The sequence below is a fragment of the Nevskia soli DSM 19509 genome (assembly GCF_000711955.1).
GTDB lineage: Bacteria > Pseudomonadota > Gammaproteobacteria > Nevskiales > Nevskiaceae > Nevskia > Nevskia soli.
In genome coordinates, this window is the sequence record NZ_JONR01000044.1 from 1 (window position 1) to 14,843 (window position 14,843).

Consider the following 14,843-nt stretch of genomic DNA (forward strand, 5'->3'; position numbering starts at 1 on the left):
AACCCGCTTCCATGCCCGCACCTGCGTGGCGGTATACAGGCCCGGGGTATTGCTGTAGCCGCGCGCCTGCCTGGATACGACAATGCCCTCCGAGACGATAAGCCCTGCCGAAGCGCGTTGCGTGTAATAGGTCTTGGTTGTCTGCCTGGGCGCATAGGACGGAGCGATCATCCTGCAGCGCGTCATTGGCGCCATCACGATCCGGTTGGCCAGCATCAGGTTTTCCAGGGCATAGGGGGCAAACAGGATTCTTGAAGGGATCACCGGGACTTCTCCGATCGGCTGCGGCGCGGACGCATACGCACAAATGCGACTTGGGATTCCGGCCAAGCTATTGCCGATCGTCGCGGCGTGCCTTGATCTGGATCAAGGCATGCCGCGGCGGAATCGGGCTTTTGGAGCAAAATTCAGGCATTCACTACCGATTTCTCGACCTTGACACGCCTTCCCGGACGGCAACCGATTTGTCTGCCATTACGCGGCCACCGCTTGAATGGCCTGCGCGAAGCTGCTTGCTTGCGTCTGCAAGTTCCCGCTTTGTTGGCGGCTTGATGGTTTCTTTCTTGGGCATTGCTGGCTCCGTTTGTGTCACGACCAATGACAGGGTTTTTGCTGGTCCGTATCGATCAGCATCATTTGAAAATTGCGTTCAACCCATGCTTGCCCGGCCATCGATCTGGCTGATTCGAGAAAACTCGCTAATTTTTCAAATGTTAGTGTCACCGGCAGAGATAGCATTGATCTGAGTCAATGCGTAGGGCCATTGTCCAGGCAGATGCCGGATCAAGTTCGCAATGCGCGGTCCCATCCCTGGTCTCATCGTGGCAGATAATGGAAGCGGCCAGCAGCCGACTACTGTCTTAGCGAGTGATCAGAACCGGCAATTCGCCCCAAGTAAGTGCCGAATCAGTGCAGCCGCCGAACAGCAACTCTCGCGTCGGTCCACGACTGTATCCTCCCATCACCAGCATGCCGGCGTGCCAATCGCGCGCACAGGACCAAAGCGTTTCCATTGTGGATGCGCCGCTGTTAGTTGGGAGCCTGATCTGGGCCTGCACGTCGTGCCAGGCGAGATGGTTCACGACGGCCTGGATCGAAGCCTGGTCAACGCCATGTCCTTCATCAACGTTTGTCAGAATCACCTGTTTTGCTTGTTTCAGGACGGGCAGGGCAGCAGTCAAGGCGCGCGCCGACTCCGCGGTGTCCTTCCAGCAGATCATCGCAACCTCCAGGAACTTGCCGGTGAAATGCTCGGGGATGAGCAGCAGTGGTTGTCCACCCGCCAGTAGTGTTCTTTGGACCAGGTCGGCAGGCAGTCCGTCCAGGCCCTTGGGGCGTCCCATTACCACGAGGTCATTGTGTCGGGCACGGAAGCATAGATTTTCCACAGGGTCGTGGTGCCCTTGCGAAATGCTTGCCGATATTCCGCCATAGGGGATCATTACATCGGTGGGAATAGCATGGGCGCCGCAGAATTCGGCGAAATGCCGCATAGAGGCTGCGGCGCGGGTATCCCCGCGTTTGGCAGCCCAATCCATGGCATCGCGCAGGGCAGCACCCATCAGGTGCAGACTATGAGGCATGTAAGCAAGAGCCTCGCTGCCGCCGGTGAAGTGATGGTAGCACTCGATATGACTGCCCGAGGGGCGCGCAATCGCCAATGCTGCGTCCAGCACGGCTTTATCGATGTCGCCGCCACTCAGCGGCACCAATATTGTCTTGATCATGTTTGAAAGCCCGGCACGAGGATGTTCAAATTCTCGGCTCCCATGCTCCACCGTGCCTTGATCTGTATCAACCGTATGGATCGAGACAACAGGCCGTGTCTCGCATTAGGACCCAGCCGCTACAGGGTTACGACCTGGCCGCACTGATTGCCGGGGAATTATCCCATCGGTTTATCGGATTCCACGCAGCCATTGGGAATGGAGTCCGGGCGATGCAATGGCCTCATCTGAACCCGGTTAAGCACATGTCGGGAAATTAGCGGTGCTTCACCGTCGAGGCGCAGTGTGTGGGCGCTATTTGTTGTGGCGCAACAAAAAGTGATTGAGCCAGATCAATGCACCTTCTTGCCTGTCCGTTAAATATCGACAATCTAAAGAGGCTGCCCATGACATATACCCGCTTGTTTTATCGTAGTGATGCCCGAGAGAAGCTCCTGCGTGGCGCTGCCAAGTTGGCCGACGCCGTTCGCATTACGCTTGGTCCAAAATCCAAGTCGGTTCTGATCCAGAAAAAGTGGGGCACTCCCGCCGTATGCAACGATGGCGTGAGCATCGCCAAGGCAATCACACTGGAAGACGCCGAAGAAAACCTGGCGGTCCAGACTCTGCGGCAGGCTGCCGAAAAAACCAATGAGGCAGTAGGCGATGGCACCAGCACATCGACGGTATTGGCGCACGCCATTTTCGCCGATGGCGTACGCAACGTGGTCGCCGGTGCCAGCGCCATCGATGTCAAGCGCGGACTCGACCGCGGCCTCAAGGCGGCAGTGACTTCGTTGCGGGCTCAATCGAGGCCGGTAAAGGAACGTCGGGAAAAGGCCCAAGTGGCCACCATCGCTGCACATAACGACCCGGACATCGGGGAACTGGTCGCAAGTGCCATGGAAAAGGTGGGTGGCGATGGGGTCATCACCGTGGAAGAGGCCAAGACTACCGAGACCACCCTGGAAGTGGTGGAAGGAATGCAGTTCGACCGCGGCTATGCCTCGCCTTACTTTGTCACCGATCCCGAAAAGATGCAGTCGACCCTGGATGATGCCTACGTCCTGATCACCGACCGCAAGCTCAACTTGGTGAAAGATCTGATTCCCGTGCTGGAGCAGGTGGCTAAAACAGGCAAGCCGATCCTGTTCATCGCCGAGGAGATCGAGGCCGAAGCCCTGGCCACCCTGATCCTCAACAATTTGCGCGGCGTATTGCGTTGTGCCGGCGTCAAGGCGCCTGGCTTCGGCGACCGGCGCAAGGAAATGCTGCAGGACATCGCCATAATCACCGGTGGCCAAGTCATCTCTGAAGATTTGGGCCTGACTCTGGAAGGGGTGAAATTGGAGCAGCTTGGTCGTGTCGGCCGAGCCATCGTTGACCGCGAACATACCACCCTGGTTGGCGGCGCAGGTAGTCGCGAAACCATCGATAAGCGTGTTCAGCAGATTCGCAAGCAGATCGAACAGGCCAGCAGTGACTACGACCGCGAGAAATTGCAGGAGCGTGTGGCCAAACTCAGTGGCGGCGTAGCGGTGATTCGCGTCGGTGCGCCGTCCGAGGCGGAAATGAAGGCCAAGAAGGATGCGCTCGACGATGCGATATCGGCGACCAAGGCAGCGGTGGGCGAAGGTATCGTACCAGGCGGCGGCTTGGCGCTGTTGCGCGCCGTCAGCGCCGTGGCCGCGGAGGAGGGGCGTTCGGAAGGTGATGAGCGCACCGGCTTGCAGATCCTGCGCCGCGCTCTGGAAGTGCCGGCCCGCACAATCGCCGACAACTCCGCCGTAGACGATGGCGTGGTGGTGGCGCGCATGTTGGCCGAATCCGCCAACGTCGGATTCGACGCAGCGGCGAAGCGATTCGTCGATATGTACGAAGCGGGCATCGTGGATCCGACCAAGGTGGTGCGCATCGCCCTGGAAAACGCAGTGTCGGTGGCCAGCGTTCTGTTGCTGACCGAGGCCACAATCACCGAGCAGGGTGAAGACAAGGAGAAGGTGCCGGATGCTTCCTGATCGTTGTGCCGATCCAATGGCAGCCATCCACTTTCGCTGACAATTATGAATTCCGTTGTGCCGTTCCAGTTCTCAACGATTTCGAGGCCTCGTGGATTTTACCTCGAGGATCTTCCGCCGGTGTTGCGGGCGTGTCGGCGGCCCTAGATGTCTGGAACTGGATTATCGAGGGTGGCCCTTAAGGTTGAATCTGCAAATGGTCAGGCCATTGCAAAGATTACAAAAGTAACAATTAAAGCAAGTAAAGCAGGAAGGAGAAATCATGGCTAAAAATAAACCGAGCCGCTCGGAAGCCAAACGGACGCAGCTTCTCAAGATTGCCACAGAAATGTTTCTGGCGAGTGGCTACGAGGACGTCAGCGTGGATGCCATCGTGGCCCGGGCTGGCGGCACAAAGACCAATGTCTACAAGCTTTTTGGCGCCAAGTCCGAACTGTTTGCGGCGGTCGTGAAAGAATTATGTGAGTCAACTCCGCAGTCATATGAAGGCATCAATCTGGAGGCTATTGATCCGGCCGATGCCTTGCGCCAAATCGGGCGGCTCTACCTCACGGCTCTGCTCACCCGGCACTCGGTGCGACAGTACAGGATGATTATTGGTGAATCGGAGCGCTTCCCGAACGCGAGCAAGCGCTGGTTCAAGGCAAGCCCTGAGCGTGCCCGCGACACGATCGCCGCCTATTTTGAAAAAATAAAAATAGCGGACCGATCAAATCGCGCTGTATCACGGCGTCTGGCAGGGATGTTTCTCGATATGCTTGGCGGAGAGCAACTGTTTCGTCAACTCTTATCTGGGGCAACGCCGCCCACGTCCCGCGAGCTCAACAGGGTGGTGGAGGACGCGGTGGAAGTGTTCCTGCATGGCGCACTGTCGGCAAAGAAGAAATGAAAGCGCAAGCTTCGTTCTCATGGCATCCGGCGAGTCGAGCAATCCAATTCGTGTGCGGCGCTAGATGCCCCAAGACCCTGCGAATCAAGTCATGCACCCAATCGCTGATTGCGGCGATAGATCTATATCAATTGCGACCAAGTCGGTAGTCCGGATCGTAAACGGATGAAAAAACGTTCACTCGCCCTATCTATGGTGTATCGCCTGATCGAGCCGGGACCGGTAGTGCTCGTCACGACTGCCGACGGTACCAGGCTCAATGTCATGGCGATGTCGTGGCATACCATGATGGATTTCGAACCGCCACTCATCGGCTGCGTGATCAGCGATAGAAGCTTCACGTTCGATATACTGAGGCGCCATCGCGAATGCGTGATCAACATCCCGACGGTCGAACTGGCCAGGAAGGTCGTCCGCTGCGGCAACACTTCCGGTCGAACGATCGACAAGTTCAAGGTGTTCGGTCTGACGCCAATTCCCGCTACCTATGTCCATGCGCCGCTCATTGATGAGTGCTACGCCAACCTGGAGTGCAAGCTCGTCGACAGCAGGTTGGTGGCGAAATATGACTTTTTCGTCCTCGAAGTGTTGAAAGCCTGGATTGATCGTTCACGGAAACACCCCGAAACGATCCATCATCTTGGCATGGGCAGCTTTATGGTTCCAGGCCGGACCTTCAAGCTGCCGTCGCGGATGAAATAGCTCGTTTGCGGTGACCACCGTGCCTTGTCAGGCCGATGAAGGCCCGTCGATGGGCCCGAGCGGGCAGCACACTGTGGAGGTGCATTTTTTCCATTGCAGCCTGAGCAGACGCCGGGTGATGCGCTAGCATTCCATGCCTACCATCGACCCGATGCACCGCCTCCGCCAAAGCCACCGCCGCCGCCGCGGAATCCACCCTCCTGCTTGCCGCCAAGGCCGAACAGGCTCCAAACGCCCAAAAAGGTCAGCAAGAAGGTAAGCAGAGCTACACCGACAGCAACAACCAGCGTTCCCGCTAACCACCAAGTCATCAGTCCAACCAAGGCTGCAGTGGTGACCGAGCCTGGAAAGCGACCCAGAAAGGAGCGCAGCATAACGCCGCCTACCAGGGCAACGATGAGGATCAAGGGGCTGATTCGTCGGAGGTTGTCTTCGGCAGCCCCCCGATTTTCATCAGGTCCCGGTAGAGGCTCGCCATTGATAGTGCCAATCATGCGATCTACGCCGGCCGCGATGCCGCCGTAGAAATCACCTTCTCTAAAGCGCGGCACTATGATTTCGCTGATGATGCGCTTGCTGACAGCGTCGTTGAGTGCGCCCTCCAGGCCATATCCAACTTCGATTCGCAGCGTACGATCGTCCTTTGCGATCAGCAGGATTGCGCCGTCGTCGACCTTGGTGCGGCCGAGTTTCCATTGCTCCGCGACCCGAATGGAGTATTGCTCGATTGACTCTGGCTTTGTGCTGGCTACGATCAGGACGGCAAGTTGACTTCCTTTGTTCGCTTCAAACGTCCGCAGCGTTTGCTCCAGGGCCTGGATCTGGTCTTGCGATAGCGTTTGGGTTTGATCGATGACATGCCCCGTCAGGGACGGCACCGGCTGGTCCGCCGCGGCGAGGAATGGGATGCAAATCGCAAACACCCATAGAGCCGTTTTGTACATCACACTCGTTCTCTATGCTGGCACCGGCGCTCAGTGCTGCGGTACCGGCGAAAAATTGACGGCGGGCGGTTTGGCAACCTGCGTCTCATTTTCCACGCTGAAGTTTGGCTTGATGCCGTAACCAAAAACCTTGGCCGTAAGGTTGCTGGGAAACCGGCGCACGGTGACGTTGTATTCCTGTACGGCCTGGATGTAGCGGTTACGAGCCACGGTGATGCGGTTCTCGGTGCCTTCCAGTTGCGCTTGGAGATCCCGGAAAGCGGCGTCGGACTTGAGCTGAGGATAATTCTCCGAGATGACCAGCAAGCGAGATAGGGCGCCGCTCAGCTCGCCTTGGGCTTGCTGGAATTTGGCGAAGGCCTGGGGATCGTTGATCAGCTCGGGAGTTGCCTGAATGGTACCCACTTTGGCGCGCGCATTGGTCACCTCGGTGAATACCCGCTCTTCCTGTGCGGCGAAGCCCTTGACTGTGTTGACCAGATTAGGCACCAGGTCCGCGCGGCGCTGGTACTGGTTGAGCACTTCCGACCAAGCTGCCTTGATCTGCTCGTCTTGCGTTTGCAACGAATTGTATCCGCAGCCGGATAGCAGAACGAAACTCAGCCCCATCAATACCCGACCCACACTGCGAAACGGTGCATTCACTTATGAATTACCTCTTTTCTTGCGGCAACCAATGGCAGCGAAGTTTTTAATTTAGGCCCAACCGGATGCAAGGGCCATGATGCAGGTCAATGCGCACCGGGGGTGAGCCATCAAATTCAAAAGGAGTGCCATCGTTGTCAGGTGTGTGGCCGACGGCCGGGTGATACGCGTTACGTCCACCTTTGTGCCAGTGGCCGTCCCGCAGCTACAGCGGGAATGATAAGCATCAATGCTGGTTCAATCGGATAACGCCACACTTAAAATGATTAACCGGTGGACTAACGGCAATTGACATCGTGGCATGGATGCTGTGCGCCGCCGCTGCGCAGATCACCAGAAGCTGGATCCGTTCCACTCAGGTGATTGAGATTCGCACGTTCACTGCTGCCGCTTTGTTTCTTGCCTCCTATGGAGTTATAGGGCTACATGGCTGCGAGCAAACGCTGTCACCCCAGGCGTACGCAGATGCAGCATCGAGCTCCCATGGCGGCAATTCGTTAAACAATGCAGCACGATCAGATATGTCCGGTGGAAGCGCATCCGTTGGGGGTGTGGCGACATCAAAGACCGGATTATTCGGAGTCTGCGGTTCTCAAATAGTACGTGGGCAAGTCTCTGCCAGCTTGAATTCCGGCCGGACCGTTTCTCCCCTCGATTCCATGGCCGAGGTCGGCAATTTCCCTACCGGTGGCGCTCTCACGCCTGATGGCCGATTTTATTGGTCTTTAAGCGCAGGGTATGGGCTCAACGATATTCGCATCGTGGAACTGGCGTCGGGACAGGTCATTCAAATCCAAATCATCCCCATGCCAGGCACCCATGGTCAAATGGTGTTCCACGCAAGACGGCCGCACTGCTTACGTTTCGGGAGAGCCGAAAGGGGTAGTGGAGCCGGTGGGTCCGACATATGGAGACGCCGGCGACGTCATCGCCCATCGCGCGCCGGCCTTGGTGATCGGTCCCTATGTAAAACGCGGCGGGGAAGTCATCCATCATCACTATGATCAGCTGTCGGTGATCAGAACCATTGAGCTGATTCTGGGAATTGAGCCGCTTTCGCTTTACGATGCCAATGCCGTACCTATGTACGACGTATTCACTCCGAAGCCAGACAATGGCGGGTACGTTGCGATAAAGCCGGAAGTAAACCAGATGCTGGTCAATGCCGGTGGTCCACCCAGTGCCAAGTTATCCGCGCGCCTGACATTTGATTCCGTCGACGCTGTGCCACAGGAACTCAGTGACTACATTCTGTATAAAGCGGTCTACGGCGAGAGATTCACACCGCCGCCGGTTGGGCCTAGAGCTTCACTAGTCGAGCATCGGCGCGCTCTTGAGGCGTTCGGCGCCTTGAGGCGCGGCGAGGATCCGAGCGGTCAACTTTTGCGGGGATCAGCGGATGATGACGACTAAGGCCGTTGAGAGTCGTGGAGGTTCGACGGCGGACCAAAACCACTTCGTCCAATGGCGCGTCAATCCATGCCAAATGATGCCCGCCTTTGAGGATGCCTTCGTATGCTCCTCCCCAGGACGGTAATCGCCTAAAAAAGCCAGGTCCAGAACATTGCTGCGACTGTTGTGGCCATGATGCCGGTGGCTAGCCATCCCATTGTCAATAGAGCGCGCGGCAGGATAAATGGACCCATGACCCTGGACTGGGCGGTCATCAGCATGATCACAATCATCAGCGGCACGGCGACCACGCCGTTGATTACGGCAGTCCAAAAGAGGGCTTTAATCGGATTGAATCCGACAAAGTTTATGCCAAAGCCCAATAGCGTGGCGCAGGCAATCACCCCATAAAATGCTTTCGCCTCGGAGGGGCGTCGGCCCAGACCGACGGGCCATTGCATGGCTTCTCCAACAGCGTAGGACGCGCTTCCGGCCAACACTGGAATGGCTAGAAGACCGGTTCCCACTATACCGATTGCGAATACCGTAGACGCAAAGCGACCGGCGATCGGTCGTAGTGCCTCCGCGGCCTGGGCGGATGTTTGAATGTCGGTGATGCCGTGGGCATGAAGCGTGGCGGCGGTCGTTACGATAATGCACAGCGCTATGATGTTCGAATAGCCCATCCCGGCATAGGTATCGATTCTGATGCGCCGGAATTCCGTGGCCGCCTGAGACGGAAATGTCAGAAGCGGCTCTGCGCCGGCCGTCGTTCGTTCGTCTTCTGATTCTTCCGATGCCTGCCAGAAAAATAGATATGGGCTTAGCGTCGTACCAAAAACTGCGACAACTCCGACAATATAGTCCCTATGCCAGGAAAAGGTCGGAACGAACGATTGAACAGCTAGCTCGTGCCAGTCCACCTTGACTACCATGACAGTGGCAACATAGGCGAGGAGCGAAAAGGTGCTCCACTTCAGGATGGGCACGTATTGATCGTAACGCGAGAAGATCTCGAGGCAAGCGCAAGCTACCGCGAATATCGCAACGAAGATGTGCGGAGAGCCGCCCGTAAGCTGTTGTACGGCGTCGCCCATCGCGCCTAAATCTGCACCGAGATTGATGATATTGGCGACGAGAAGAAGGCAAACGATGGTGCGAAGCAGCGCGGGCGGGTAGTGCTGACGGATATTGCCGGCTATGCCGTTGCCAGTTACGCGACCTATTCTGGCGCTGATTTCCTGCATGGCTGCCATCAATGGATAGCTGAAAATCATGGTCCACGCCATGCCATACCCGTATTGGGCGCCGACCTGAGAATATGTCGCGATGCCGCTGGGATCATCGTCCGAAGCGCCGGTGATCAAGCCGGGGCCAAGACGTTTCCAGATTCCACGGCTAATTGACATCGACGTCTTGCTGCCAGCGGCCAAAGGCGGGTCCGGCGCCAGGGATGCAAGGTCCGATTGAACGTCGTCAGTAATATCAGCCATACGGGAACACCTGATGCGACCAAATTATCAATAGTGAGGCCTCGAGATGTCCCCTGCGCGGGTCTTCCATCAATTCTCAGATGAAGGATAGCGGAAGGTAATGGACGTATTATTGATGCACATCAAGTGGCCTCGTATACGCAAGTTATAGGATGCGATAATGTCAAGTGTGCCACCGCAAGGTCCGAGCTTTTCTGCGATTCATATGAATGACGCCCAGAATCTATTGGCGGACTTGACCGCCTGGCGGTCAATAAGTACCGCTCAGGCGAAGCTGACGCTGTCGCGGGCGACATCTGCACCGGTTGGGTCAATTCAGATGACGTTCGATTTCGGTGGAAGCGGCGGCTATGTCATCGCCCGCCGTGAACTGGTCCGGACGATGTCAGAGGACTTTGCTGTCCATTTTCAGCTGCGAGGTCGGGCGCCCGCAAATCACCTTGAATTGAAACTGGTGGATCCTACCGGCCTCAATGTGTGGCGTCACGTAATAAGGGATCTGAAGCCTCCGGCTGAATGGCAGGAGTTTACCCTGGAAAGCCGCGACATCGATTTCGCTTGGGGCCCCGCCGGCGGGGGAGCCATTGCTGAACTCGGTGCCATCGAATTCGCCATTGTGGCAGGCGAGGGCGGAGCCGGATATTTGTCGATTTCGGAATTGAGCATTGAAGATCGCCAGGCTCCGGCTGTTCGGACGGCGTGGGCTTCAAGTGAGATGCCGGGATTTGAAGCGAAGAAAGTGCCGGGGGGCGACATTTGGAGACCTTGCGCAGGTGACGCACATCCTTCGATAACGCTGGATCTTGGAGCCGATCGGCAAATTGGCGGCATGGTTATCGACTGGTTGGCGCATGCCCCAACGCGCGGCTTCAGGATCCTCGGATCCGCTGACGGGGACCGCTGGGAGTTGCTTCACGCGGCTTCGAAAGCCGCGGGCAAATCCAGCCAGATCTACCTCCCGGGAGCGAGAGCCCATTTTCTTCGTCTGGATATGGACGAACCATCGGACGGCGCGATGCTTCGTGTGAAGTCGTTCGAGTATTCACGATCCGTCGACGCCTTCTGGCACAACGTCGCAAAGGCTGCGCCGCGCGGCTGGTATCCGCGTTGGCTATATCGTGAGCAAAGCCTGTGGACACCCATTGGGACTTCAAACGGCGCGCCCTGCGCCCTGATCAACGAAGAAGGTATGGTGGAGGTGTTTCCGGGCTCGTTTTCGATCGAACCCATGTTATGGGTGAATGGTCGCCTGTTTACCTGGGCCGATGTCAGTCCGACGCAGGGGCTCCGGAATGGCTGGATGCCGTTTCCCTCCGTGGTCTGGGAAAGCGGCGACTGGCGCCTGAGCATCCAGGGGGAAGTCACGAAGTCCGGCACATTACAGGTTCGGTACCGGGCCGAAAGCATTTCCAACGGGTCATGCGAGGGAAGGCTCTTTGTCGTGGTGCGTCCATTTCAAGTGACACCCCCCTGGCAACGTTTCCATGACTTGGGTGGATTCCGCCCGGTAAATGATATTGCGCAATGCGATGGTGTAGTGCGCATTAATGGGAAGGAGTCGATTGTTCCGATGGTCCCGCACTTCGAATTCGGCGCGGCGGCCTTCGACGAAGGCGTGGTCACGGAGTATCTCGCCAAAGGCCAATTGCCGGCGAATGCCGGAGTTCATGACACACACGGATTCGCGTCCGCAGTTTTGGCTTTTGATCTATCGAGCCGTGATAAAGGCCATTGTGAAGTAGTGTTAGCGTGCACGTCGGACGTTACGGAGATTTCCTCTAGGGCAGCTCTGTTCGACTGGGATTCAAAGCTTCCGGCATCACAGTGGATGGGCGAGGGTTGGGCTGGGGATGTCGTCCGGTCCGCGCTTACCGCTGCGGCACATGTGCTGGTGAACCGCAATGGCGCGGCGTTGCAGCCTGGACCTCGACGGTATACCAGATCATGGATTCGCGATGGCGCTGTCATGGGGGCGGCTCTCTTGCGAATGGGATGTTTCGAAGAGGTACGCGATTTCATTCGCTGGTATGCCCCCAACCAGCGCGCAGATGGCTTCGTACCATGTTGCGTGGATGGCGATGGGCCGGATTGGCTGATCGAGCATGATAGCCATGGTGAATTCATTGCGCTTGTTGCGGACTACCATGGGTTCACCGCGGATATAGAAAGCCTAAAAGAATCATGGATCTATGTGGATAAGGCGGTGGGTTGCATTGAGCGCCTACTGGGCAAGGACGGCCTTCTGCCGATATCCGCCAGTCACGAAGGCTATCTGGCCCAGCCCGTTCATTCCTACTGGGATGATTTCTGGGCTTTACGCGGCTTGCTCGACGCGGTGAAGCTGGCTCGCGCGCTTGGACGAGATGAGAAGGAAAGGGCATGGACCTCTCTGTCGGTACGCTTCGCCACAAGCCTGTATGCTTCGATCGAGAAGACGCGGAGGGAGCATAACCTCGACTACATTCCCTGCAGTGTCGAATGGGCAGACTTTGATCCCACTTCCACAGCTAGTGCGATCGGCCTGCTAGGTGTGCCGGAGGGGATCGATCGCCAAGCCCTTGAGCGGACCTTCACCTTGCATATGAGCCAGTGGCGCGGAAAACGCAGCGGTTCGATTTCCGCCCCGAACTACACCCCATACGAGATTCGTGTGATTGGTGCGCTGGTGCGACTTGGACGTCGTGACGAGGCGCTCGAGCTTTTGAGGTTCTATCTGTCGGATCGGCGTCCACCAGCGTGGAACCAATGGCCGGAAATTGCCTGGCGTGATCATCGCGCGCCAGCGCACTTGGGGGATTTGCCGCATGCCTGGGTTGGCGCTGAATATGTGCTTGCCGTACGCAGCCTGTTTGCTTATGAAAGCGAGCATGACCACAAAATGGTTGTAGCCGCCGGCTTGGCTCCGGAATGGATTGAAGGGGCGGGCGTGAAGGTTGAGCGGATGCCTACGCTTTATGGGAGTTTAAGCTATAGCCTGCGTAAGCTTGACCGGGAGACACTGGAGTTCGCCATCGGTGGAGGCCTTTCGTCCGGCATCGTATTACGGCCTCCGCTGGCGGAGTCGTTACAGAGCGTCACCCTGGATGGACGCAGCTTGACCAGTTTTGATAGGGACTCCGTGTACATACCTTCGGGGGAGGCGACGGTAATCTGCAAGTTGGGTTCCGCGGTGGGCCGATGATGCTGACAGAACCCCATCTGGCGTTTGGATTTCCTGCATTGTGCATGGAGATCGGGGCATGTCGAACGAATGCTCCGGTATGGCCGTCGGTAACCGGCAGTTCGGTGTTAATGGATGAGCTTTTGCAAAGACCAGGCCCCATCCATGGCAATATCGAGCACGGTGTCAAAGTTGTTTGCCTGGTCGTCGGACGTCCCGAGCACAATGTATGCAATGTTTTGTTCTGAAAGAAGCTTCAGCACCTCTTGGGCATGGAGTTTATCCATCGCCGTACTCAACCGATCCAGAAAAGCAAACGCCGGCCTGGCCAAGACGATCCTCGCCACCAGCAGGCGCGCCTGCTCGCTGATCCCGATCACATTGGCCCAATCGTGATCCACATCAAGGCCGCCTGCTTCTTCAATCACGGCGTCAAGTTGCAAGCGACGCAGAATATCGAGAAGCTCGCTGTCCGGGGTGGAATTTTCTTTTGATGGTTGAACCAAAACCTCGCGCAGGGTGCATTTTGTCAGATAGGGACGCTCCGGAAGAAACATCATTGCCTCCGCATCCGGTCGGTCGATACTGCCTTCGATGGAGTTGAACATCCCGGCGGTCGCCCTGAATAGCGCTACTTTTGCGTGGCCGGACGAGCCGGTAATGAGCATCCGCGCGCCGTGTTCTATTTGAATGGTCAGGTCCTTGATCAAGCACACTCCATCAGGTCGATACAGTGTCAGATGTCGGTAAGCAATGCGCTTCGGCTTCCCGGGCGGATCAGGCAGTGGCTTCTCGAATGCGGCCTCATCGGCGCGAATCGCAGTCATGAGCTTGTCAAGCCGGGAAACCGTGGCCGCGTAGGAAGAGATCGGCTGCACTTGCGAAACCGCCAATGAAAATGCGCCCATGAGCTGAGCAAACGCCATTACAGATTGGGTGACAACTCCAAACTCGAAATCTCCGCGAATGAAAAGCGGCGCAACGATGATTACCGGCACTATCTGGATCAGGTAGTTATAGCCATTGGTGAAGAAGCCCAGGCGGCGGTTTACCGAGATGATCTGACGCCAATTTGCGACCAGATAATCCAGTCGTTTGAGTATCCGACGATGTGCAAACTCCTCCAGCTGGAGAAGCGCGACAGGCTCGGAATGCTCCCGGAGCTGGATTAATTCCGAGCGGAAGTCGGCTTCCCGATCAAGTTGCCGGACATTCAGGTCGACCAGCCGATGCCCTAACCAAAACGCCAGGAATGATCCGGCCAGAGCGTAGACTATGGCCGCTATCATGAGCCGTGGACTGATCGACCACAGGACGCCGGAGAACGCCACAATTGTGAATGCAGCGTTGAGCATCATCAGGACAAATGAAAGTGTCGTCGTGGTGAAGCTGCGGACATCCTCGGCGATGCGCTGATCCGGATTCTGCAGATAGCCCTCGAGCTCGAGCCGGTAAAAGGCCCGATTGGCAAGATATCGGGAGAGAAGCTGACGTGTCTGCCAATCCCTCCAAAGCAGGCCCAGTCTTTGCTCCAGATAGCTGCTCATGACGGCGGCAACTGTGGAAAGCGCGAAAACACCTACATAGAGCCAAGCCCGCGTAATGAATCGAGGCAGGTTTTTGTCCGCTATGGCGGACATGAAATCGCGTCCAACATAGCTGTTGAGAACGTTTAGAGCGTTGATCGAGACCAGAAAAGTGATCAGGCCTGCCAGCATCCAGAGGGCTTTGTGTCCTTCATCGGAAGCAACAAACGTACGCAACACCCGCTTAAAGCGTTGCCATGTTTCCACGCCGAACTCTTGGCCCGCTTTGACCATTTTGTAACCTGTCTCGCAATTGCCTAGGGCACTATCCTGGGACCCGTTGAACAACCAATGGGAGTTGCACGGGC

General features: G+C 56.9%; 12 protein-coding genes. 6 read left to right on the top strand and 6 right to left on the bottom strand.

Features of this window, described 5'->3' with window-relative positions; all coding sequences use genetic code 11:
* Nucleotides 1-264 (bottom strand): oxidoreductase (locus tag BP26_RS0119175; protein ID WP_494546281.1); only part of this gene is annotated, 264 nt, incomplete at its 3' end.
* A 92-nt stretch (nt 265-356) separates the two neighbouring features.
* Here BP26_RS0119175 and BP26_RS29690 point away from each other — a divergent pair.
* Entirely contained in the window at nt 357-746 is a 390-nt protein-coding gene (locus BP26_RS29690; protein WP_157572627.1) for a hypothetical protein, read from the top strand.
* 114 nt (nt 747-860) lie between these two features.
* On the opposite strand, the gene BP26_RS0119180 is transcribed toward BP26_RS29690, so the two are convergent.
* Nucleotides 861-1,727 carry a universal stress protein gene (locus BP26_RS0119180; RefSeq protein WP_029922178.1) on the bottom strand — a complete coding sequence of 289 codons (867 nt, stop codon included), beginning with the start codon at nt 1,725-1,727 and terminating at the stop codon, nt 861-863.
* A 386-nt stretch (nt 1,728-2,113) separates the two neighbouring features.
* Here BP26_RS0119180 and groL point away from each other — a divergent pair, with 386 nt between their 5' ends.
* The 3 genes from groL (at nt 2,114) to BP26_RS0119195 (ending at nt 5,315) form a co-directional block, all read left to right on the top strand.
* Nucleotides 2,114-3,724, top strand: coding sequence for a chaperonin GroEL (groL, locus tag BP26_RS0119185; protein WP_029922179.1), 1,611 nt, complete (start codon nt 2,114-2,116; stop codon nt 3,722-3,724).
* Between the two features lie 262 nt (nt 3,725-3,986).
* On the top strand, nt 3,987-4,613 hold the full coding sequence (locus BP26_RS27860; RefSeq protein ID WP_051749179.1) for a TetR/AcrR family transcriptional regulator: 627 nt from the start codon (nt 3,987-3,989) through the stop codon (nt 4,611-4,613).
* 165 nt (nt 4,614-4,778) lie between these two features.
* The gene (locus BP26_RS0119195) at nt 4,779-5,315 is read left to right on the top strand and encodes a flavin reductase family protein (RefSeq protein ID WP_029922181.1); all 537 of its coding nucleotides are present in this window, start codon (nt 4,779-4,781) and stop codon (nt 5,313-5,315) included.
* Between the two features lie 137 nt (nt 5,316-5,452).
* Here the strand turns inward: BP26_RS0119195 and BP26_RS0119200 are convergent, their stop codons facing one another.
* Together BP26_RS0119200 and BP26_RS0119205 are read right to left on the bottom strand one after the other, a co-directional pair.
* A complete protein-coding gene (locus BP26_RS0119200) occupies nt 5,453-6,259 on the bottom strand; it encodes a TPM domain-containing protein (protein ID WP_051749180.1) in 807 nt (268 codons plus the stop codon).
* Nucleotides 6,260-6,289: 30 nt separating this feature from the next.
* Complete coding sequence (locus BP26_RS0119205; protein ID WP_084183241.1) at nt 6,290-6,868, bottom strand: LemA family protein; 579 nt, start codon at nt 6,866-6,868, stop codon at nt 6,290-6,292.
* Between the two features lie 930 nt (nt 6,869-7,798).
* Between BP26_RS0119205 and BP26_RS0119210 the strand changes: the two genes are divergently transcribed.
* Nucleotides 7,799-8,317 (top strand): alkaline phosphatase family protein, encoded by a 519-nt coding sequence (locus tag BP26_RS0119210; RefSeq protein ID WP_169740746.1) that lies wholly within the window; start codon nt 7,799-7,801, stop codon nt 8,315-8,317.
* Between the two features lie 128 nt (nt 8,318-8,445).
* Here the strand turns inward: BP26_RS0119210 and BP26_RS0119215 are convergent, their stop codons facing one another.
* Entirely contained in the window at nt 8,446-9,789 is a 1,344-nt protein-coding gene (locus BP26_RS0119215; RefSeq protein WP_211254980.1) for an NRAMP family divalent metal transporter, read from the bottom strand.
* 205 nt (nt 9,790-9,994) lie between these two features.
* On the opposite strand from BP26_RS0119215, the gene BP26_RS0119220 reads away from it, so the two are divergent.
* The gene (locus tag BP26_RS0119220; RefSeq protein ID WP_029922186.1) at nt 9,995-12,970 is read left to right on the top strand and encodes a discoidin domain-containing protein; all 2,976 of its coding nucleotides are present in this window, start codon (nt 9,995-9,997) and stop codon (nt 12,968-12,970) included.
* A gap of 107 nt (nt 12,971-13,077) precedes the next feature.
* On the opposite strand, the gene BP26_RS0119225 is transcribed toward BP26_RS0119220, so the two are convergent.
* Nucleotides 13,078-14,769: an ABC transporter ATP-binding protein/permease gene (locus BP26_RS0119225; RefSeq protein ID WP_036517418.1), complete on the bottom strand. Its 1,692-nt coding sequence runs from the start codon at nt 14,767-14,769 to the stop codon at nt 13,078-13,080.
* Between the last annotated feature and the right edge of the window lie 74 nt (nt 14,770-14,843).